This is a genomic window from Acrocarpospora catenulata, assembly GCF_018476525.1.
Classification (GTDB): Bacteria; Actinomycetota; Actinomycetes; order Streptosporangiales; family Streptosporangiaceae; genus Acrocarpospora; species Acrocarpospora catenulata.
On sequence record NZ_JAHCST010000008.1, the window covers coordinates 30,113 to 51,617 of the forward strand.

At 66.1% G+C, this 21,505-nt stretch carries 20 protein-coding genes; 14 read left to right on the top strand and 6 right to left on the bottom strand.

What is annotated here, in order from left to right; all coding sequences use genetic code 11:
* Positions 1–60 precede the first annotated feature (60 nt).
* A complete protein-coding gene (locus KIP79_RS10290) occupies positions 61–921 on the top strand; it encodes a CPBP family intramembrane glutamic endopeptidase (RefSeq protein WP_214104492.1) in 861 nt (286 codons plus the stop codon).
* 129 nt (positions 922–1,050) lie between these two features.
* Positions 1,051–1,455: a hypothetical protein gene (locus tag KIP79_RS10295; protein ID WP_214104493.1), complete on the top strand. Its 405-nt coding sequence runs from the start codon at positions 1,051–1,053 to the stop codon at positions 1,453–1,455.
* Between the two features lie 268 nt (positions 1,456–1,723).
* Here the strand turns inward: KIP79_RS10295 and KIP79_RS10300 are convergent, their stop codons facing one another.
* Positions 1,724–2,335, bottom strand: coding sequence for a dihydrofolate reductase family protein (locus tag KIP79_RS10300; RefSeq protein ID WP_214104494.1), 612 nt, complete (start codon positions 2,333–2,335; stop codon positions 1,724–1,726).
* 59 nt (positions 2,336–2,394) lie between these two features.
* Positions 2,395–3,609 carry an MFS transporter gene (locus tag KIP79_RS10305; protein ID WP_214104495.1) on the bottom strand — a complete coding sequence of 405 codons (1,215 nt, stop codon included), beginning with the start codon at positions 3,607–3,609 and terminating at the stop codon, positions 2,395–2,397.
* A gap of 47 nt (positions 3,610–3,656) precedes the next feature.
* Between KIP79_RS10305 and pdxR the strand changes: the two genes are divergently transcribed.
* Positions 3,657–5,081 (top strand): MocR-like pyridoxine biosynthesis transcription factor PdxR, encoded by a 1,425-nt coding sequence (gene pdxR, locus KIP79_RS10310; RefSeq protein WP_214104496.1) that lies wholly within the window; start codon positions 3,657–3,659, stop codon positions 5,079–5,081.
* Positions 5,082–5,198: 117 nt separating this feature from the next.
* Here the strand turns inward: pdxR and KIP79_RS46725 are convergent, their stop codons facing one another.
* Positions 5,199–6,176 carry a hypothetical protein gene (locus KIP79_RS46725; RefSeq protein WP_308169652.1) on the bottom strand — a complete coding sequence of 326 codons (978 nt, stop codon included), beginning with the start codon at positions 6,174–6,176 and terminating at the stop codon, positions 5,199–5,201.
* Between the two features lie 185 nt (positions 6,177–6,361).
* On the opposite strand from KIP79_RS46725, the gene KIP79_RS10320 reads away from it, so the two are divergent.
* Genes KIP79_RS10320 through KIP79_RS10340 form a run of 5 tightly spaced genes read left to right on the top strand, consistent with a single transcriptional unit; the run spans position 6,362 to position 12,065 of the window.
* Positions 6,362–7,372, top strand: coding sequence for a LacI family DNA-binding transcriptional regulator (locus tag KIP79_RS10320; protein ID WP_308169653.1), 1,011 nt, complete (start codon positions 6,362–6,364; stop codon positions 7,370–7,372).
* 13 nt (positions 7,373–7,385) lie between these two features.
* Positions 7,386–8,993: an FAD-dependent oxidoreductase gene (locus KIP79_RS10325; RefSeq protein ID WP_214104497.1), complete on the top strand. Its 1,608-nt coding sequence runs from the start codon at positions 7,386–7,388 to the stop codon at positions 8,991–8,993.
* 42 nt (positions 8,994–9,035) lie between these two features.
* Positions 9,036–10,313, top strand: a complete 1,278-nt coding sequence (locus tag KIP79_RS10330; protein ID WP_214104498.1) for an ABC transporter substrate-binding protein — start codon at positions 9,036–9,038, stop codon at positions 10,311–10,313.
* Positions 10,310–11,245, top strand: a complete 936-nt coding sequence (locus KIP79_RS10335) for a carbohydrate ABC transporter permease (protein WP_214104499.1) — start codon at positions 10,310–10,312, stop codon at positions 11,243–11,245. The genes KIP79_RS10330 and KIP79_RS10335 overlap by 4 nt, the downstream gene beginning before the upstream one ends.
* Complete coding sequence (locus KIP79_RS10340; protein WP_214104500.1) at positions 11,235–12,065, top strand: carbohydrate ABC transporter permease; 831 nt, start codon at positions 11,235–11,237, stop codon at positions 12,063–12,065. The genes KIP79_RS10335 and KIP79_RS10340 overlap by 11 nt, the downstream gene beginning before the upstream one ends.
* A gap of 271 nt (positions 12,066–12,336) precedes the next feature.
* Here the strand turns inward: KIP79_RS10340 and KIP79_RS10345 are convergent, their stop codons facing one another.
* Positions 12,337–14,673 carry a type I restriction-modification system subunit M/S gene (locus tag KIP79_RS10345; RefSeq protein ID WP_214104501.1) on the bottom strand — a complete coding sequence of 779 codons (2,337 nt, stop codon included), beginning with the start codon at positions 14,671–14,673 and terminating at the stop codon, positions 12,337–12,339.
* 488 nt (positions 14,674–15,161) lie between these two features.
* Entirely contained in the window at positions 15,162–15,566 is a 405-nt protein-coding gene (locus KIP79_RS10350) for a DUF4357 domain-containing protein (RefSeq protein ID WP_214104502.1), read from the bottom strand.
* 337 nt (positions 15,567–15,903) lie between these two features.
* Between KIP79_RS10350 and KIP79_RS10355 the strand changes: the two genes are divergently transcribed.
* The 6 genes from KIP79_RS10355 to KIP79_RS10380 all read left to right on the top strand — a co-directional run bounded on the left by KIP79_RS10355 (position 15,904) and on the right by KIP79_RS10380 (position 20,541).
* A complete protein-coding gene (locus KIP79_RS10355; RefSeq protein WP_308169654.1) occupies positions 15,904–17,022 on the top strand; it encodes a helix-turn-helix domain-containing protein in 1,119 nt (372 codons plus the stop codon).
* Positions 17,022–17,570: a PIN domain-containing protein gene (locus KIP79_RS10360; protein ID WP_250213007.1), complete on the top strand. Its 549-nt coding sequence runs from the start codon at positions 17,022–17,024 to the stop codon at positions 17,568–17,570. Before KIP79_RS10355 ends, KIP79_RS10360 begins: the two co-directional genes overlap by 1 nt.
* 329 nt (positions 17,571–17,899) lie before the next feature.
* Positions 17,900–18,217 (top strand): hypothetical protein, encoded by a 318-nt coding sequence (locus KIP79_RS10365; RefSeq protein WP_214104504.1) that lies wholly within the window; start codon positions 17,900–17,902, stop codon positions 18,215–18,217.
* The gene (locus KIP79_RS48925) at positions 18,210–18,746 is read left to right on the top strand and encodes a TetR/AcrR family transcriptional regulator (RefSeq protein WP_308169655.1); all 537 of its coding nucleotides are present in this window, start codon (positions 18,210–18,212) and stop codon (positions 18,744–18,746) included. Before KIP79_RS10365 ends, KIP79_RS48925 begins: the two co-directional genes overlap by 8 nt.
* 227 nt (positions 18,747–18,973) lie before the next feature.
* Positions 18,974–19,921 carry an aminoglycoside phosphotransferase family protein gene (locus KIP79_RS10375; RefSeq protein WP_308169656.1) on the top strand — a complete coding sequence of 316 codons (948 nt, stop codon included), beginning with the start codon at positions 18,974–18,976 and terminating at the stop codon, positions 19,919–19,921.
* A 185-nt stretch (positions 19,922–20,106) separates the two neighbouring features.
* Positions 20,107–20,541, top strand: a complete 435-nt coding sequence (locus KIP79_RS10380; RefSeq protein ID WP_214104505.1) for a hypothetical protein — start codon at positions 20,107–20,109, stop codon at positions 20,539–20,541.
* Between the two features lie 177 nt (positions 20,542–20,718).
* Here the strand turns inward: KIP79_RS10380 and KIP79_RS10385 are convergent, their stop codons facing one another.
* Positions 20,719–21,447: a hypothetical protein gene (locus KIP79_RS10385; protein WP_214104506.1), complete on the bottom strand. Its 729-nt coding sequence runs from the start codon at positions 21,445–21,447 to the stop codon at positions 20,719–20,721.
* Positions 21,448–21,505: the final 58 nt, after the last annotated feature.

The following is a 21,505-nucleotide window of genomic DNA, read 5'->3' on the forward strand; positions in this document are numbered from 1 at the left end:
GCCGGATCTCCCCCACTTGGGGGAATGTCGGCGGGGTCTGGTTCGGGCTACGCAGGTGTCATGTTCCTCGACTCCGAGCAGCGCCTCCGCCTTCCGCTCCGGCTGCTGCTGTACTTCGTCGCGTACTTCGTGCTGGTCGTGGCCCTGCAAGCGGTCACTGAGGCGATCCCGGCCCCGATGGCCGCGCGCCGGCTCGTCTTCCTGGTGCTGGTCGTCCCCCTGCTCGCGGGCATGACCTGGGTGTTCCGGCGGTGGCTCGACCGCCGCTCATGGGAGGGCATCGGGCTCTCGGGACCAGGGGCGGGGCTGCTGCTGGCCGGTTGCCTGGCCGGGTTCGGACTCGTCGGGCTGATCACGCTGGTGGAGTGGTCGGCCGGGTGGCGGGACGTCGTTGGTGCCTGGGATCCGTGGCTGTTCCTGATGAGCTTCGCCGCGTCGCTGGGCGTCGGGTTTGCGGAGGAAGTGGCGTTCCGTGGGTATTTCCTCGCCAACCTGGGCGAACGGCTGCCGCTCTGGCTCGTGGCTTTGATCACCGGGCTGGTCTTCGGCGCGTTGCACCTCCAGTCCGCCCCGGCAGCGTGGGCGCCTGGCGTCATCACGGGCTGCGTGGTGATCACGTTCCTGTTCACCGCCGTACGAGTGGGCACGGGCTCCCTTTGGGCGGCCATCGGCCTGCACTGGGGGTGGAACTGGTCCCAGGGGCACCTGTATGAGGCCCTCCAGCGGTCGGGGCCGGAGCTGATGGTGGGACCGGCGGGATTCCACGAGGTCGGGCTGGTGTCGACGGGGATCACTCTGGTGGCCACGGTCCTGGTGGCGTGGGGCCTGCGGCGGCAGATCCGGTGGAGCCGCGCATTCTCACCAGGTCTTCAGAAAACGTCCGTCCATTCGTCATCTGACCGCGACGGAGAAACTACATAACGTCAGCTCTTGAAAGTCCACTCGGGCCCGTGGACTCTCGGCCGAAGGGGTGTGCCGTCTTCCTCTCTGCCGATCAGCCAGGAAGCGCACAGCCTGTTGACCAGATTCGCAGCGCGCTACAGTCCCGACATGTCGCTCCCCCGGCGCTGGCCCCGTTCACTCACACGCGAAGTTTCGATACGGCCTGCTTTTCTCATCATGATGGTGGTTGGCGCCGTCCTTGTCGGGGGCGTGGTGGCGCAGAACCTACCCATCGGAAAGGTCTCGCTGATCATCGCTGAGGGATATGCCCAACTCGTTGCCGACGGCAGTGGCGGCTCATTCACCCCAGACGGCGGGCAGACCATGCAGCTTCCAGCCGAGGTGCCATGGACTGATCGCGACGGCATGCTCCACACCGGTGATCGCCCTGCATGCCTGTGGGGAGAAGGAGAGACCAGGAATATCAGCGCCCGGGTCGAGGCGGGTTATCGATGGATAGAGTTACCGAACGGGGGCGGATATCCACTGGTCGCCTGGCTTCGATGCCTGTAGGACACAGGTCTTTGGGAGCCACCCGGGTGAACGATCACGAACCGAGTTGGACGGATCTGAACAGCCAGGTCGTTGACAACCAGGGCGGTGAACGAACTTGGCGATCGTTTTGGACCTACGGATCAGAAGGTTAGGGGTTCGAGTCCTCTCGGCCGCGCCCAGCTCAAGGGCCACTTCCGATCACCGGAGGTGGCCTTTCTGATCTCCGTACAGCTCAAGACGGATCAGTCGCGCTGCTCGGCGCGGCTGGCGGGCTTGGGCCAGCCGGCTACCTCGCCACGCGGAATCGCAGGTGTGTCACGTGCGGTGACTCGATCAACCTATTTCGTTCCAGCTCGATGTGATTGGTGCCCAGGTGGTCGAACAGCCGGGTGCCTGAACCGAGCAGCACGGGCACCAGTTGAATCTGAATCTCGTCCACGAGTCCGGCCCTCACGAACTGCTGTGCGGTGTTCGCCCCGCCCATGATGAGGACGTTCTTGTCGCGCGCCGCCGCTTGGGCCTGCCGGAGCGCGCTCTCGATGCCGTCGGTGACGAAGGTGAACGCTGCGCTTTTCATGGCCAACTGTTCGCGGGCTTGATGAGTGAGCACGAAGCAGGGCACGGGGAACGGGGTGTCCCCCCACAGCCCCACTCCCACGTCAAACGTGCGTCTGCCCACCACAACGGCTCCGGTCGATGCGAAAATCTCCTGTGCGACCTGGGCGTCCACTCCATTCGGTGATGTGCCGTCAGCGGCTACAGTCCGATCCGAACTGCTGTTGAACAGCCACTCGTGGAGCCGCTCGCCGCCTTCGCCCATGGGGTGCTCGACAGTCACATCGGGTCCGGCGCTGAAGCCGTCCACTGACACACTCATGTTCAGCACGACGTTTTCCATGAGGTTGTCCTTTTCGCTCGTTCCTTGCGGTATCAACGGGGGCGTGGCTGAAGCGACCGTCAAGTGATGTCGGCCCTACGGTCGAGCCACGCGGGGGCCAGCGCGGTGAACAGCACGATCGCGATGACGGCGAATCCCAGGGGATAGCCCATCGGCACGGTCAGGAGGCCGAACATGACTGCCCCGACGCCCATCCCGCCGTCGTAGGCGAGGTTCCACAGCGCGCTTACCCGACCGAAGTCGGACTCGGAGGCGCGCTCGAACATCAGTGCCAGCGTCACGTTTTGGGCCAGGCCGAACCCGAGCCCGAACAGCCCCATGCCGGCCATCACCGCGATCGGGCTGCCCGCCCAGATGAGCACGGCCGTGCCAACGGTGGCCGCGAGCACTGCGGGGACGAGTAAGCGGGCAGAGCCATGACGGTCGCCGTACCAGCCCGCGCCCCAGCGTGCGAGCGGTGCAGCGCAGGACTGCACGAGCAGAGCCCCTGCGGCCACCTGATGCGACTCGGCCGGTACGGTCATGGGGAGGAAGGTCAGCAGGGCGCCGGCCGCCAGTGTCACGGCGGCGAAGATGACCGTCGGCCTGGCGAGCCCACGGATAAGAAGGGCGCCGAGAACGCTGCCGTGCTCGATCCGAGCCGACCGGGCCGGCAGGCCAGGTACGACGGCCAGCGTGAGCAACGACAGCGCCGCCCCGGTGATGAACACCGGCCCGTACCCGACGCTCCCGACCAGCCACAGACCCAACGGCAGGCACACGATGGACGGGACCCCGACGGCTGCGCCGTACAACCCCAGCCCCTCGCCGCGGCGATCGGTCGGCACGAGTTCGGCGACGAGGGCCGCGCCGGCCACAACGACAATGCCGAGCCCTGCGCCACGCACCAAGCAGACACCCAGCACCAACGGCAGCGCGGAGGATGCCACCAGTACCAACGCAGGCGCCCCGAGCAGAAGCAGGCCTGCGGCCATCACGGCGCGGTACCCGTACCTGTGCAGCAGGCCCGGCACTGCGAACTCCATCAGCACGGTCCCCAGCATCAGTGCGCCGGTGGACATGCCCGCGCCCACGCCGCCCACCCCGGCCGTGCCCACATACAGGGGGACGACCGACATCAGCAGATAGAAGCTCCCGGGAGAACACACCGACGTGATCAGCAACAGAACCATCGGACGGGTCAGGATGGGTTGCCGATCCACGACATCCCCGAGACGAACCTCGACCCTGCCCACCGAAGCTTCCCTACCGGCGGCGACCTCCTGATGATCCATAAGCCGACCGTAGGACGGGATCCGGTTCATCAGTAAGGTCCAGTTTCATGCTGATCGACTGGACCGGTTCCGGACCACAGCTCCTGTTGCAGGTCGACCGGAACCGACCCGAACCCCTGCGCGACCAACTCGAACGCGCATTGCGGGAGGCCATCCGGGCCGGTCGGCTCGCTGCCGGAGAGCGACTGCCCTCATCCCGTGCCCTGTCCCGCGACCTCGGCATCTCTCGCGGCCTGGTGACCGAGTGCTACGCGCAACTGCAGGCAGAGGGCTATCTGGTCAGCCGCGGCGGCTCGGCCACCCGGGTTGCCGCCACCGCGCGTCCGTACACGGCCGCGCTTCCGTCAGCCACCGCCATCGAGCCCGCCAGAATCGACTTCCGACCCGGCGTACCCGACCTGTCGAGCTTCCCGCGCGAGTACTGGAGCGGCGCCCTTCGCCGTGCCTGCCGCGACGCGCCCAGCGACCTGCTCGGCTGCCCCGACCCGCACGGCGATCCGACACTGCGCGACGTGCTCGCCGCCTATCTGCGGCGAGTCCGCGGCGCCTGCACCGACCCCGGTCACACCGTCATCTGCGCGGGCTACGCACAAGGGCTCCAGCTCGTCCTGCGGTCTCTGGCGAGCCAGGGCGTACGCGTCGTGGCCTTCGAGGACCCCAGCGACCCTGACCACCGCACCATCGCCGCGATGCTGGGCCTCGACGTCATCGCGGTCCCGGTCGACGAGCGCGGCATCGACACCGACGCACTCGCTGCCACCGACGCACGCGCCGTCGTGCTCACACCCGCCCACCAATCGCCCACCGGCGTTGTGCTCGCCCCTGACAGGCGACAAGCCCTGATTAACTGGGCTACGGCACGGACCGCGACGATCATCGAGGACGACTACGACGCCGAGTTCCGCTACGACCGCGAACCCGTCGGCGCGCTACAGGGCCTCGCCCCAGACCGGGTCGCGCTCCTCGGCTCCGTCAGCAAGTCACTGGCGCCGGCCCTGCGACTCGGCTGGATTATCAGCCCACCTCACCTGACTCCCGATGTCGTCCGCTACAAGGAGCTCGCCGACCGCGGCTCACCGGTCATCGACCAACTCGCGCTCGCCGACCTGCTGAAGTCCGGCCGCTACGACCGCCACCTGCGCCACATGCGGCAGCGCTACGCCGCCCGCCGCGCCGCCCTCCTCGAAGCGATCCAACGACACGCACCCAACATCGAACTGCGCGGGCTGGCCGCCGGGTTCCACACCGTCGCCCAGCTACCAACCGACGCCGACGAGCGTGCCATAATCGCGGCCGCACGCCGTCGGTCCGTCGGACTGTACGGAATGAGCACCTACCGCATGGACCAGCACCCACGGCCCCCACAACTCGTACTCGGATTCGGCAACCTGACTACAGCCGCCATCTCCGACGGCATCGAGACCATCGCCGACCTACTACAGCCACGCCGAGTGAGCCAGAGACCCACCTGAGGTCCTCGATTACCCGTGTCGAATACGTGCGCAACGCTTGGCGTACTATCCCACCTGGATCGGAAGCTCGCCGCAACGGGAGGTCGGCGATGCCATCACCGCTCTGAGCCAGAAGACTCAGACCGCGCGGGCGATGCAGATGCGTGCGTTCAGTCGTGGCCCCGCCTCGTAGAACATGTACTGCACCCCGTCCTGGGTGCCGAACGACGGTGCTGCCACCCTGCCGTTGTCGGAGGCGATCGGGGAGTGGAAGACGCCGAGGTGGGTCTCCTTGTCGAATGCGTTGCCGACCTCGGTGATTCGCATCCTGCCGTCGTTGCCGTGATAGGCCACGTAAGTCGTTCCGTTGCGTTTGACGAGGTGAGGGCCGGAGATGTCGGTCAGGCCGTCGGGTTCGGGGTTCACCAGTGGGGTCGCGCTGAACTGCCAGCCGTCCCAGCCGTTGGGCGACCAGCCGTAGAAGATGCGGCGGCCGTTGCGTACCCCCATGAAGATCATCACGTATTTGTTGTTCCGGCCGGGCAGCGGATGCTCGAAGACCCGCGCGTAGGAGGTCTCGGACGTGCCGGGCACCAGGCGAGTGCTGAGGATCGGGGTCTCGTTGGTGAAGGTGATGCCGTCGGTGGAGCGGGCCACGCGCGTGGTGAAGTTCTCGCCGTGGAAGTAGCAGAAGAACTGCCGGGTCGCGGCGTCCCAGGTCACATGGGGTGAGGACACGTGCGAGACCGTGGTGGTCGGCAGGCGGTTGTCGATGAGCGGGTTGCCCGAGTAGTCGTCGAAGGGGCCTGCCAGGGAGTTGGCGAAGGCCACGCAGATGCCGCCCGGATTCTCATGCGGGGCGTAGTAGAGGTAGTACCGTGCTCGGGGATTGCTCAGCTTGTCGTACATCCCTCTGATGCAGGGGAAGATGAACTCCCCCGTCGGGTTGTAGCTCAGCGGCAGGGCCAGCGCGTCGCGCAGGTACCGGTAGGTCGGCATCCCGGCCGGGCCCGCCGCCGCGCGCGCGGCCGGTGCGAGCCCCAGGTTTGCGGCCACGCCCGCGGCCGCGCCCAGCAACACGGTCCGCCGTCGGATTAATGGGTGGGGAGTGTCCACGTCGGCTCCTTCACGCTGCGTCGTGGTGCGGATTCACACGCTCGCCCCGGCGGAACGCCGCGTCAAGATGCTAATGCGAATTACTTCAGGAAAAATCCCCACTTGACGGTACGGGGTGTCGTGCGGAAGATAGGGCCTCACCAAGCCGCTAATGCGCATTACTGGATCATGGGAGGACACGTACGGTGACTGGCCCGGGCCGACGTCTCACGCAGCAGGACATCGCCAAGATGGCCGGCGTGAGCCAGACGACGGTGTCCCTCGTGCTCAACAAGCGCGGCGACGCCGAGGCGCGGATCGCCCCGGAGACTCGCGAAAGGGTCCTGCGGGTGATCAGGGAGACCGGTTATGTGGCCGATCCCGTCGCACGGCGGCTCGCCGACGGCCGCAACCGCATCCTCGGCGTGTTCACCTACGAGGCGGTCTTTCCCGCCGAGAGCGCCGACTTCTACTATCCGTTCCTGGTGGGCATCGAGGAGTGCGCCGAGGAGATCGGCTGCGACCTGCTGCTGTTCACCAGCGCCAGGGCGGCCTCGGGGGCGCGACGGCAGATCTTCAACGAGGAGAGCCGCGTGCGGCTGGCCGACGGCTGCGTGCTGCTCGGCCGTACGGTCGATCGTGACGACCTGGCCCGGCTGCTGGCGGAAGGGATCCCGTTCGTCTCCGTCGGCCGCCGCGACGACGCGGGCGGGCCGGTGCCGTACGTGGGGGCCGACTATCCACCGGCGGTCCGGGCGTTGGTCGAGCGGGCGGTGGCTCTCGGCCATCGGCGCTTGGCCTACGTCGGGGCGGGCACGGGCGGCGAGTCCAGGGCCGACCGGCTGCGCGGGTTCTACGAGGGTGTGGCGGCCAACGGTGCCGAGGGCCGTCACCTCCCGCCGGAGGCGCCCCTGGAGGACCTGGTCGCGGCCGGGGTGACGGCGGTCTTCGTCGAGGAGTACGCCGACTGCGTCGCGCTCGCCGGAGCGGCCAAGGAGCGCGGCATGGAGATCCCCCGTGATCTGTCCATCCTCACCCTCGGCGCGTTCACCCAGGTTGACACCGACTTCACGGGATTCCGCATCCCCAGGCGCGAGATGGGCCGCAGAGCCGTACAACTGCTGGTCGGCGTGCTGGAGAGCGGCGGAACCCCGCAAGAACTGCTCCCCTGCGAGCTGGTCGCCGGCAGCACGCTGGCTCCGGCCTCCGGAATGTGAAGGAGACGCCCACGTGGTTGAGATATCGGCGGACGCGGTCGTGGTCGGCGGCGGCCTGGGCGGTGTCGCCGCCGCGCTGGCCCTGCTGCGGGCCGGCCGTACGGTGGTCCTCACGGAGGAGCATGACTGGCTCGGCGGCCAGCTCACCAGCCAGGCCGTCCCGCCCGACGAGCACTCCTGGGTGGAGCGGTTCGGTGTCACGGCGAGCTACCGGGCGCTGCGCGAAGGCATCCGGCGCTACTACCGCGATCACTACCCGCTCACCGAACGGGCGCGGGCGCAGCGGGAACTGAACCCCGGAGCCGGTCACGTAAGCCGTCTGTGCCACGAGCCCAGGGTCGCGGTCGCGGTGATCGAGGCGATGCTCGCCCCCTACCGGGGCTCGGGCCGGTTGCGGGTGCTGCAGCCGTACCGGCCGGTGGGTGCGGAGGTGGACGGCGACCGCGTCACGTCGGTACGGCTGGCGCACCGCGACGATGACGCCGAGCAGGTCGTGCTGCGCGCGCCGTACATACTGGACGCGACCGAGACCGGCGAACTGTTGCCCCTGACGGGCACCGAGTACGTCACCGGATTCGAGTCACAGTCGGAAACGGGCGAGCCGAGCGCGCCCGGCGAGGCGCAACCGCTGAACATGCAGGCCGTCTCCGTCTGCTTCGCGATCGACCACGTCGACGGCGACCACACGATCGATCGGCCCGCCTCCTACGACTTCTGGCGGGCATACGAGCCGCCCTTCTGGGGCGACAAGCTGCTGTCGTGGCGGTGCCCGAACCCGCGCACCCTCGCGATCATGGAGCGTTCCTTCACGCCCAATCCCGACGACGACCCCCAACTCGTCGAGGCCGACCAGCGCGTCAATCCGGGCGATGCCAATCTGTGGACCTTCCGCAGGATCGCCGCGCGCCGCAATTTCACGCAGGGCGCGTACGCCAGCGACATCACCCTCGTCAACTGGCCGATGATCGACTATCTGGAGGGCCCGGTCATCGACGTGCCGGACGCCGGCAGACACCTGACAGCGGCCCGCGAGCTGTCGCGCTCGGTCTTCTACTGGTTGCAGACCGAGGCGCCGCGCGCCGACGGCGGCACCGGCTACCCGGGCCTGCGGCTACGCGGCGACGTCACCGGCGGCGCCGACGGCTTGGCGCAGGCGGCCTACATCCGCGAGTCCCGCCGCATCCGGGCCCTGTACACCGTCACCGAGCAGGACCTGTCCCTGGCCGTGCGCGGCGACAAGGGCGCGGTCTCCTACGCCGACTCGGTCGGCGTCGGCATGTACCGCATCGACCTGCACCCCTCGACCGGCGGCGACAACTACATCGACGTGGGCTGCTCGCCGTTCGAGATCCCGCTGGGCGCCCTCATCCCACGCCGCATGACCAATCTCCTGGCCGCGGGCAAGAACATCGGCACCACCCATATCACCAACGGCGCCTACCGGTTGCACCCGGTGGAGTGGAACGCGGGCGAGGCCGCGGGCGCGCTGGCCGCGTTCTGCCTGGACCGGGCCACCACCCCGCATGCCGTCAAGGAGAAGGAGACCCTCCTGGCGGACTTCCAGCGGCGCCTGACCGGCGACGGCGTCGAGCTGCGCTGGCCTGACGTCGCCGGCTACTGATCCATGACCGTTCGGGGGAAAACCACCCAAGGAGATCACCCCATGAAGCCAATCGGGAAGCTGGCCGCCCTCGCGATGGCCGCCCTGCTCACCGCCACCGCGTGCGGCGGTGGCCAGACCCCCGCCCAGCAAGGCCCCAAGCCGCTGCGCATGACGATCTGGACCTCCAATGAGGCCCACCTGAAGCTCTTCAACGAGATCGCGGCCGAATACAAGAAGACCCATCCGGACGTCGGCGCCATCACCTTCGACTCGATCCCCTTCGAGAACTACACCACCACCCTCACCACCCAGATCGCCGGCGGCAACGCCCCCGACCTGGCCTGGGTGCTGGAGAACTCGGCTCCTGACTTCGTCTCCTCCGGCGCGCTGGCGCCGCTGAAGCAGACACTCGCCAAGACCTTCGGCTATGAGTTCACCGACCTCGCCCCCGCGGCGACGAAGCTGTGGGAACGGGACGGCGAGCTGTTCGCCTACCCCTTCTCCACCTCGCCCTTCGGCATCTTCGTCAACGACGACCTGGTCAAGGAGGCCGGGCAGAAGACGCCGCGCGAGCTCATCAAGGCGGGCCAGTGGAACTGGGACAACGCCGTGGCCATCGGCGCGGCCGTCGCGAAGAAGGGTAAGGCGGGCCTGGTCGTCCGGGACTTCGACTACAAGAACTGGGACAACCTCGCCTCCGTCTGGGGCGGCTGGGGCGCCAGGGCATGGAGCGAGGATGGCAAGACGTGCGGCTTCAACAGCCCCGAAATGGTCCAGGCCATGACCTTCCTCCACAAGTCCATCTTCGTGGACAAGGCGCTGCCGGGCCCCGGCACGATCGTCGACTTCTTCGCCGGTGACGCGGCGATGACCATCACCCAGATCTCCCGTGCCTCCCTGCTGGAAGGAGCGACGTTCGGGTGGGACCTGGTGCCACTGCCCTCGGGGCCCAAGGGCGAGTACGCGGTCATCGGTCAGGCTGGCCTGGGCGTGCTGAAGAACTCCGCCAACGCCACCCAGGCCATGGACTTCCTGGCCTTCTTCACCAACCCCGCCAACTCCGCCAAGCTCGCCGCGTACTTCCCGCCGCCCCGGACCTCTCAGCTCACCACTGAGACGCTGGCCAAGTCCAACCCCAAGCTCAAGCCGGAGCAGCTCGAGGAAGTGGTGATCAACGGCATCGCGAAGGCCACCGTCAAGCCGAGCCACATCGGGCAGGCCGAGCTGTCGCAGACCATCCGGGCTGCGCTCGACCCGTTGTGGAAGGCCGACGCGGACGTCAACGCGGTGCTGGACGGAGTCTGCGCGAAGATCCAGCCGATGATCGGCACATCGTGACCCTCACCCGGACCAGGGAGACGGCGGCGCACCGGGCTGTCGTCTCCCCCTACTGGACACACCGCCGCCGGGACAACCTCGTCGGCTACCTGTTCATCGGACCCCAGCTCATCGGGAGCGCGCTGTTCGTCCTGCTGCCGCTGGGCCTGGTGCTCTGGTACAGCCTGCACGAGTGGAACGTGCTGGCCGGGACCTTCGAGTTCACCGGCGGCGACAACTACGCCAAGCTGCTGAACGATTCGAACCTGGGCGAGGTCCTGGGCGGCACCGCGATGTTCTCCATAGGCCTGGTCGTCTTCAACCTGAGCCTGGCGCTCCTACTGGCCGTCCTACTCAACCAGCGCCTGCGCGGCACCACGTTCTTCCGGACTCTTTTCTTCTCTCCCGTCGTGGTCTCGCTGGTGGCGTGGACGATCGTGTGGCGCTTCCTGCTTCAGGCGGACGGCGGCATCAACGGCCTGCTCGGCACCATCGGCGTCGAAGGACCCAACTGGCTGCGCGGCGATGCCACCGCGATGGTGTCCGTGATCGTGGTCCAGGTGCTCAAGAACGTCGGCCTCAACATGGTGCTGTTCCTGGCCGCGCTCCAGGGCGTGCCCCGCCAGCTTCACGAGGCCGCCCAACTGGACGGCGCCGGGGCGTGGAGACGGTTCACCCGCATCACGGTGCCCCTGATCAGCCCCACCATCCTGCTCACCTCCATCATCACCGTGGTCGGCTCGCTCCAGGTGTTCGCCCAGATCGCCGTCCTCACCCAGGGCGGTCCAGGCGTCTCCACGACCGTGCTCGTCTACTACCTGTACCAGCAGGCCTTCCAGTTCCATCACTTCGGTTACGGGGCGACCCTGTCGATCCTGCTGTTCGCGATCGTGGCTGCGCTCACCCTCCTGCAGTGGCGCATGCGAAGGAAATGGGTCCTCTATGAGTCATAAGTTGAAGATCACCCTGTACGGCCTGCTCTGCGTGCTGTGCGTGCCCTTCGTCTTCCCGACCTGGTGGATGGTCACCTCGTCGTTCAAGCCGGTCGGTGAGATCTTCGCCTTCCCGCCCTCGCCACTGCCCTCCTCGTGGGACGCCTCGGCCTACCGGCAGGTCTTCGAGCTGCAACCGTTCGCCACGCAGTACTTCAACAGCCTCTACATCGCCCTGCTGGTCACCGCCGGGACCATGGTGGTCTCGGCGATGGCCGGATATGCCTTCGCTCGCATCCGCTTCCCCGGGCAGAACGTGTTCTTCATCGTCGTGCTGGTCGGGCTGCTGATTCCCAGCGAGGTGACGATCGTGCCGCTGTTCCAGATGTTCCACGGGCTCGGCCTCACCGACACCCACTGGCCGCTCATCGTGGTGCCGATCCTCGGAGCGCCCAGCGTGATGGCGACCTTCATCATGCGTCAGTTCTTCGTCAGCCTGCCGGGCGAATTGGAGGAGGCCGCCCGAGTCGATGGGCTCGGCCGCTTCGGCACCTTCGTCAGAGTGGCGATCCCCCTGGCCCGGCCGGCTCTTGGCGCGGTCGCCATCTTCACCTTCCTGCATTCGTGGAACCTCTACCTGGAGCCGATCGTGTTCCTCTCCTCGCCGGAGAAGTTCACGTTGCCGCAGGCCCTCACTCAGTTCGTCGACACCTATGGCGGTCCCATGTGGAACATCCAGCTCGCCGCGGCCTCGCTGACAGCGCTGCCGATCCTGGTCGTGTTCGTGCTGGCCCAGCGGCAGTTCATCGAGGGGCTGGCGCACACGGGCTTGAAGGGTTAGGTCCTGGTGATGGAACAACTCGGGGGGTCATCGTGGGACCTGGAGTGCCGCCAAGACCGCCAGGCACAGAGCCATCGCTGCGGCGAACGCGCCGCCACTCACCAGCGCCGATTCGGCAAGCCCCGCTCCGGTCTGACTTTTCAGTATGCCTGCGATCAGGGCGATGACCAGAGAGAAGAGTCCAGCGACCGCCAGCCATAGGAGACGGGCGGTACCGGGTCCGGCGGGAGGTTGCGTGTCCATGTCAGGGTTCCTTCCTTGGATGGGTGGTTCATGCCGGGCCGAACGTGAGCGCCCCGCTCATGAGGCCCTTGGTCAGCAGGGCGCGGGCGTCTGTGGCGACCGCGACCAGTTGTTGGTGGAATGAGATCTGCCGGTCGAGGTCATGGAGCAGGGCGGCGATGCGCTGTTGTACGACCATTGGGGGCAACACGACCGGCAGTTCCCCGAAGGAATGAGTGCTGATGGAGGGCGCTCCTGCCGAGGCAGAGCGGTTGCGTACCCAATCCAGTGCGTACGGTTGTGATAGGAAGCCCAATAGGTAGCGGGGATCGAATACCTGTGGCTGGCGCGCGCGCAGGCGGAACAGGTTGTGGTGCGGCAGCCAGCTCTGTTGCTCGTCCCGTACCAGCGCGGGAGGGACCAGCGCGCCGGATCGGATGCAGACGATATCGCCGGATTTGAGCAGGTAGCGCTTGTGCGACGCGGCGAACTCGGCCGAGACCTTTTCTTGGTCGGAACCGGCGATGTGGCCTTCCAGCAGATGTCTGGGCCGTACCACGGGGACGGCGCCGTCCGGCGAGCGCAGTTCGTCGCGCAGACTTGAGTACGAGGGGCCTGACTGGATCTCGCAAATCTCTGCAAGCGTCGTGCGTGTCCAGCCCTCCGGGAGCTGGGAGGACAGGCCGCCGGTCCCTTGGGCGAGTACCTTCGCGTGCGTGCCGACCATCTGATCCGCTTCGTTCGCCAGTGCCTGTGCTTCGGCCAGTTGCTCGAATGCGTCGGTGACGGCGCTCAACCCTCTGACGACACCGTCGGGCGGCTCATTCGCCAGGTAATCGGCGGGGTTGAGTGAGAAGTCGTGGTCGCGGATATCGCCGGGCGAAACTGCGATGCCGAGGCCGTCACTCGCCTCATGCTCGCGGCCCGGCGCCTGGCCATCACGCCACCGCCGATACATGGCCACGATGGCATCCGAGTCGCCGCGCGGCAGGGTCCGGTGTTTGCGGAACCTCACTGCTCGCTCACGGACGTCGATGAAGAGCACCGGCGCGCCGGGAGTGCCCGGTCGGCGCAGCAACCACACGGACACAGGCACGTCTGTTGCGGTGAACAGCCGACCTGGCAGGGCAATCACGCACTCGATCACGCCGGCGTCCACCATATTGCGACGAATGTCCCGCTCGGCCTGATTGGCGGACAACCCAGCGCCCTGCGGCATGATCACGGCTGCCCTGCCGCCGTCTTTTAGTGATTGCAAGATGTGCTGCAGCCAGGCGAAGTTGTCGTTCCCCGCTGGCGGCGTGCCGTACGGCCAGGTCGCCGGAGGCCTCTTTCGTTCTGCTGAGCCCATGTTGAAGGGCGGGTTCGTTATGATCACGTCCGCTCGGCCTGTCGTTCGGCTGTCGCGCTTCTCCCATGGAGCGGCCGTACCGAGTTCCAGGCTTGCGTTGGCGCCGTGCAGGAGCAGGTTCATCGCGGCATACCGGAGGGTCTCCGCTCCCGGGCTCTCGCCGTGCACATCTACGTTCCCGCCCGCAGCGTCGGCGGTCGCGACCAATAGCTCACCCCCTCGGGCGTACGGGTCGTAGATGTGCCTGATCTCGGTGCCGCTGGAGATGACGAGGTCGGCTATGAGGCCGGTCAGCGCGGAAGGTGTAAAGAACTCACCGCTGGGCGATGCGAGCAGTTCCTCGTACCTGGCGAGGAGCTGCTCGAACGTCTCGCATCCGAAGCCTGCGGAGAGGCGGATGACCCTTCTGAGTTCCTGGACGGTGCGTGGGGCCAGCCGCATCAAGGAGTTCTGCAGTCCCGGAGGAACGCCATGTCGGCGCAGCGCCTCGTCCGCCGCGTGCCCGATGTATCGGAGTAGTTCCTTGGTCTGCTTTGCGCCGTCGGTGCACATGGCCATCTCGTGCAGCTTCGTCCAGCGCTCCCGCTCGGCCACGCGCAGGAAATTGAGCGCGGACAGTAGGGCTAGGTAATCCGTCATGGAGGCGGATCCTCTAACTGCTTCCGCCAGTGCCATTAGCTCGTCCAGTTCGCGTGGCCGTTGTACCTGTTCTTCGCTGGGCGGATCTCCAACCGAAGGGGATAGCTCGTTGTCGGGTAGGCTGCGCCGGACTCGGTCGCCGTAGGTGGTGCCGGGGGGCTCGTCACCGATCAACCTGTTGGCTGGGACGCGGCGCGCGTCCAGCCAAATGAGCACGCTCTGGAGTTGGAAGTACTCCGCTTCCCCTGCCGACACGGGCTTGGGGAAGTCTGCGTGCCGCCTCTCCCAGTTTGTGACGGCCGGACGTGCCACCTTGGCCCACTCCGCGATCTCTGTCCGGGTGATCAACCGACGTGCGTTTCCCTGCTTCGCTCGGATCTCTCGTTGCTGCGCCATGAGGCTGACTGTAGAGAAGGCAACAGGTCGATGTAGTCCGAGCACCATCAGTGCTCTAACTAAGGTCGGGAGCTACGCGACCGAACAACATGTCACTCAAGCTTGTCTTCGCGCCTGTGACCTGCAGGAAGATCTGCTAGACGGCGTGCGCGTCAACTCATATGCATGGGATGGAGAGCCTAAAATAGGGTTAACAGATGTTGGCCGTCGATCAACCTGACGATCCCGACACCCTGGTTGAAGGTTATTCTCCGTCTGGAGGGCCCAGGAGCGCTTTGCAGGTGGACGTCAGGGGACCATGCCAGTTGGGGCTATCGTGCTGGTCGTAGACGCACACAATGCAGCCTGTGGGGACGCCTTGGTGAGCAGTGGAGGGGCCCGGAGCGCTAAAAAGCCGCTGATCATCGGAAGTGGCTTTTGTCTTCTCCGTAAAGCAGTGGAGTACAGCAACGTCCTCAATCAGCCCTGGACGCCGATCGAGGAGCTTTCTACTGGTCGCCCTCTTCCAGCTGGTCCCGAAGGTCGTCCAGGGTGCGCCCGTCGGGCACACGCCAAAGCACCCAGCCATTGGCAGGCGTACCGGTCACCGCGCTCGCGGCCTTGGACGGCGAGGAGTACGCCCGAGTCTTGCCCTCCACCAGGATCGAGCCGTTGGCGAGGACTGTCGCGTTGGCGGAACGGTTGGCCCTCGTCTGTACGAGCCGGAGTGGAGTGCCGGCCTTGAGTAGACCGCTGGTGAGAAGCCCGGCGAGCGGGCCAGCAGGCACCACCGGGGGCTCCTGAATAAGGGCGGTCGTCTCGGTGAGAGAGATAGTCACCTCAATGGGACCAGCATCCGGCGTAGTCAGTCGAGAGATCACCTCGGGGGCGAGGTGGATGGTGATGGTGGGCATGGCTCCTCCTGAACGAAGCAGGCTCTCTACTCTGGTCTACTTCGCTCTAGAGTAAAGCAGGGGAGATAGTCTTGTCTATCTGAACTGGGCGGGAACGGGTGTCACTTAATGTCACTCAAGCTCTTGTTGAGCCGGTCGAGGCCTTGCGCGCCTCAGGGCTGGGCATCTGCGTGTACATATCCATGGTCATCGAGACATGCGGGTGCCGCAGGTGTGCATCGTGACCCAGGGGGTGACGTCGAGGGCGGCCGGGAGGGGCGCGCAGTTATGGCTGGTGTCGCGGGCGCGGATACGGGGGACGTTTCCCTGGTCGCGATGGTTGTTCTATAATCGCACAGTGAGCACTCTGGACAGGAATGAGCTGGGCGAGCGCATCGCATTCGCTCGGCAGCGCGCTGGGATGACGCAGGCAGACCTGTCCGCCGCAGTGGCGCTCGACCGCTCCAGCCTCGCCAAGATCGAGAACGGCAGTCGCCGGGTGTCCGCCCTAGAGTTGGCCCGCATCGCTGGCGCGGTGAACGAACGTATTGAATGGTTCTTCCGGCCTGCCCCGCCCGCCGTGATCTCTCACCGCAACCTTCAGGAGCCCGGCGCGGCCAGTCCCGCTATTGACCGCCTGATCGAGAGGGTGGCGCGGCACGTCGAGTTCGTCACCGAGCGCGTCAGTCAGGCGTGGCCGGACACGCCCGCGCTTGCCCGGCCTGGTACTGCGGCCCAGGCCGAGGACACTGCCGCGAGGGCTCGCGCTCTCCTGGACGCCGACCCTAGCGGCCCCGCGTCGGCGCTGGTTGACCTCATGGCCGCACGGGGCCTGTTCGCATTCTCTTTCGATTTGGGCTCCGACGCCGCCGACGCCGCCTCCCTGCTGCTCCGCGAAGGCGGCGTGGCTATTGTTAACGGCGCTCGCCAGGTCGGCCGCCGTCGCCTGGCCCTAGCGCACGAGTTTGGTCACTTCCTCTTTGCTGACGAGTACACCGTCGACTGGCGGATCGCCGAGCAGGACAGTACCGAAGGCTGGGAGTCGCGCCTGGACCGGTTTGCCCGTGCTTTCCTGCTGCCCGAGGCCAGCCTGCGCGAGGAATTCCACCGCCTAATCAACGAGGGCACCGACCTGCGCACGATCGCGGTCAAACTTGGCAGCTTCTACCAGGTGGATATGGCGACGCTGGCCCGCCGTATGACCGAGATCGGCCTGGTCTCTTTCTCCGACGCCAACATTGTCCGGTCGGTACGCACAGGCAGAGCCGACATCGTCGAACTGAACCTGGTGGTTAAGCGCGAACTCGAACCACCTTGTCTGCCCAAGCCGTACGTCAAGTCCGTTCTCTCCCTGTACCGCAGCTCTGATGTCTCTGCCGCCCGAGCCGTCGACCTGCTGTTTGACACGTGGACCGAGGACGAGCTCCCACCTGTGCCAGAACTGCCAGAGAACGCGATCTGGGAGTTCGTGTCCTGATGGAGGTTGCGAGCGAGACGTTCGTCTTCGACACGGGCCCACTGAGCGCCTTCGCCACCAACAACTGGTTAGGCGTGCTCAAGGCGGTGGTCGGTAAGCGCCGTGCCGTCATCCCGGACGTCGTCGTGGCGGAACTGATGGAGGGTGAGGCCAAGGATTCGCGCATCGGCGCCGCGCTTACTGCGGACTGGATCGAGCACCGGGAACTCAGGTCCCAGGCCGAGAGGGAGGCGTTCGCCGACTTCTCGGAACTGCTGGTTGTCGGCGACAAGAACATCGGCGAGGCGGGCGTGCTCGCCTTGGCGCTTACCATGAGGGCCACGGCCATTGTGGACGACGGCGTGGCAAGGAAGGCCGCGGCCTCCTTCAACATCGACTACTGCCCGACACTGCGGCTGCTGTGCTGGTCCATCAGGGATGGCCTGCTGACTGTCCCGCTCGTCGCCGAACTGGCCGACGATCTGCTGTTCAGTAAGTATCACCTGCCGTTCCGACCTGGCGGCTTCAAGCTGTGGGCCGAGGAGAACGGCCTTCTCGACGGCCCTTGAGGCGCCGCGGCTGTATGTACCTGGCCAGCCTCCGCCCGTAGTGCGATCTTCACGTAGCTGGTACAACTTGCACCGGTTTTCTCTGGGTTCCCATAGCTATCGCATGACGTAGTCGACTCAACTGGGCCGCCATGCGGGTCGCCTCGATCGGCGCGTATTCGCGGACGATCCGGTGCAAGCGGTGCCACAGGGGCGTCTTCAAGGCCGAGAACGTTGGCGTCGCTGATCTGGTCACGGGAGATTGCTTGACGTCACAGAACCGGCCGCTTGACGGCTAACGCTGTTAGCCGCATCATTATGGCTAACGCTGTTAGCCTAAGGGGATCGACATGACTACGCCCGTCACGGCACGCCGGGGTGCCGAGCCGGTTCGTAGGGCTGCCTGGGGGATCTTTGCTGCTTTTCTTGGTGCGTTCGCTGTCTTCGAGGCGGTGAAGTATGGCCTGCTCACCACGGTGGCCGCTGTTGCGTTCCTGGCTGTGCCGTTTGTGTTCCGGGCCAGCAGGGTGGCCCAGTCGGCGCTGTTGCCGCTTGCCGTTCTGATCGCTTACGCGTTTTTCACGCCGGTTGCGTGGCCGCCGGCGTTTACCGCGGGGCTTGGCTGGCTGACCGGTGTCGCTGTGTTGCGGGCAGCTCGTCGTGGGTGATCGGCTTGCCCAGATCGTCGCCGCCGCCAGGGAACTGCTGGAAACGCAGGGTCCTGAGGCGGTGTCGATGCGGCGTATCGCTGACCGGCTGGGCATTCGGGCGCCGTCTCTGTACAAGCATCTGCCGGACAAGGCGGCCGTTGAGGCGGCGCTGCAGGCGGAAGGGCTGGTCGGTCTGGCTGAGGCGCTGGAGGCGGCCGAGGTTGGCTTGCAGGGTGGGTCGGCGTTGTCCGCGCTGGCTGCTGCTTATCGGCGGTTCGCGCTGGAGCATCCGCACCTGTATCGGCTGACCAGTGATCGTCCGCTGGCCCGCGACGTGCTGCCTTCTGGCCTGGAAGCGCGTGCCGTTGCGCCTCTGCTGCGTGCCGTGGGGGGTGACATCGACGTGGCTCGCGCGGTATGGGCTTTCGCGCACGGCATGGTGCTGCTGGAACTGGACGGCCGATTTCCGCCCGGTACCGACCTGAGCGGTGCCTGGCTGGCGGGTGCCACTGCCTTCGCAGTCCCCACTGCGAAGGCCACACCTTAGGCGCAGAACCGCAGTAGCGGGCTACTTGAGTCGCCTTCCGAATCATCGTCAAGATCGCGTTCGCATCGTCGGACGCCTCCGTCGATTTCGGTAGTCGGAACGCGTCCGGCCTCGGTGGCTGGGGGAGCACACCGTGTGACCTTCGGGAAGACGGTCTGCTGGCTCATCCTTCGAGGGATGCCGAAAACCTTTTGCACGGCGGAGGGAGCGGCCGACACACTCTCGGGGTGGTGGAGAGCATGTGCATCGATGGGCGTGCCGGCATTGACGCGGGGCTGGTGAAGAGACTGGTCGCGACCCAGTTTCCGCAGTGGAGCGCACTTCCCGTGACGCCGGTTGAGGTCGACGGGTGGGACAACCGTACCTATCGTCTCGGTGACGAGATGACGGTGCGTCTTCCCACTGCTGTCGGCTATGCCCCGGCGGTCGACAAGGAACATCGGTGGCTGCCGGTTCTCGCGCCTTCGTTGCCGGTTGCCATTCCCGTGCCTCTGGCGAAGGGGGCTCCGGGTGAGGGGTACTCGTTCAATTGGTCGATCCGCGGCTGGCTGGATGGTGAGACCGCGAGCATTGACCGCATCGACGACCTGTCCGAATTCGCGACCTCGGTTGCCGACTTCATTCGCGCTCTGCAGCGCGTCGACGCGACTGGCGGGCCGTCGGCGGGCGCGCACAGCGCCTATCGGGGTGTGTCGCCGGCTTACTACGACGATGAGACACGCCGCTCACTCGTCATGTTGGAAGGCCGCATCGACACCATCCGGGCATTGGCTGTGTGGGACGCCGCCCTTGAGGCGGCCTGGTCCGGGCCGCCGGTGTGGTTCCACGGCGACTTTGCGAGCGGCAACCTGCTGGTCAGGGACGGAAAGCTGGCTGCCGTCATCGACTTCGGGGCATCTGGCGTCGGCGATCCTGCCTGCGATCTGGTGATCGCGTGGACGATGTTCTCAGGCGACAGCCGGGAGGCCTTCCGCAGTGCTGTCGGTCAGGATTCCGACACGTGGGCGCGGGCTCGTGGCTGGGCCCTGTGGAAGGCCCTGATCAGCCTGGTTCAGGACATCGACAGGGACGAGAAACAAGCTGCAGGCCACCGCCGCGTTATTGATGAAGTCCTGGCTGACCACACCTTCTCGTCGAGGACCAGTGCCTCCAAGCACGGATCGGGTCGCCGCTGACGAGGCGATGCGTGCGGCCAGATCATCCGCCAGATATTCGGCGCGCTGATCAGTGCGCAGCGTCCGGTAGTGAAGCTGGAGCGGGATCAGAAGGCGCCGGAATTGAGCTTTCACAGCGTCATCAGAGCGCCGATCGGGCGTAGTAGGGTCCTGATCTTGGCTCAACAGGATCGGGTGAAGGTGACATGCGCGAACGGTGGGAGACGACTGCGGAGGTTATCGCGGCGCTGCGGCAGTTCGAGGCCGCTATTCCCGGGTGGCAGGCGCCCACTGCCTATGGTGTCGGATACCAGGGCAAGGACGGAGAGCCCAAGTTCGCGCGTATCGACCGTGGCGATCACCCGTTGCCGGGCGTGGTGTTGGCGACCGTCTGTGGCCATCGGGCTGGGTCGGCTTCATACCTACTGGACACGGCAGACTTGCTGCGCGCGATCGACCTGCTTACACCGGCCGAGGCGTGCACTGCCTACGAACACCCCAACCTCATGGCCTGGCGGGAACTGTACGGTCAACTCAATCCGAACGACACGGTGATCGCAGTCTTCATCAATGACCAGGGCGGCTCGTCGGAGGACCCGCACGTTAAAGCGATGCATTCCCACCTACTCGCAGACGGGTAGCGACACCAGCCGTCCGAGCCCAGCATCCAACCACTCTCATGGGCATGTGAGAGCCCACCTCTCAAATCCGTCATGTGGGCGGCCTGGATGGCTCATCCGCAGGCTACTCTGCCCCGTTCCCCGAGAGAGTCACCGCTGGGATACCACAGCCGAGCGCCTTTTCTCGAAAAAGGATAGTTACAACACATCGAGGCTGACCGGAAAGACGAAATCCACACCCGGCATGTCGTCAAGGGCGCTCTTCAACGTCTCGACCGCGTTGGGGGTATCGATCTTGACATAGAGGGTCTCCTGATCAACCGGGCCTGGATCAAAGGCGCACAGCCGGTCAGGGCAGTAGGAGGCGTTGACCTTCGTCGCGAAGGCGCTCTCCTCGTAATAGATCTCGTTGACGTCTACTGCCTGCCGAATCTTCGTGGCGATGGCCTCTATGTCATTCTTCGTCGCCACCCGAGCCCCCTCCGCTCCGAGTTCGAGCAAGGGAGAGTCCGGGCCAGTCAATGTAATCCGCACGTCCGCCTTCCCCGCCCAGAAATTGGAAGGCAGTCGCACCAGATTTACTGGAACCGGTGACTTCGCGAGCTCCTTTGCGATCGTCGGGATGTCGCTTGCATCACGGGCGGTTCCCACGAAATGCGCCTGGACGCCGCACAGGTTGCGAGTCGCCAGTTGCTCTCCCGCCATCTGCTGTTTGCTGTATGCGGTGATGCTCTCGATCTCCGACAAGCCACGAAGGAACTTCTCGACGGTCGGCTGGGTCTCCGGCGTCAGTCCTTCCTCCGAGCACTGCAGAACCATGAACCTGCGCTGCTCAGGCCAGGGGCCGTCAGGCGGGGGAAGGACGGCTTGCGAGTCCGGCCCGAAGAAGCGGGCAACGCCGGCTCCGCCGACGAGGACGGCGGCCATGGCCCCTACGACTCCGACTGTTCGCAACCATGAGCGTGGACTGGATACACCCTTGCGG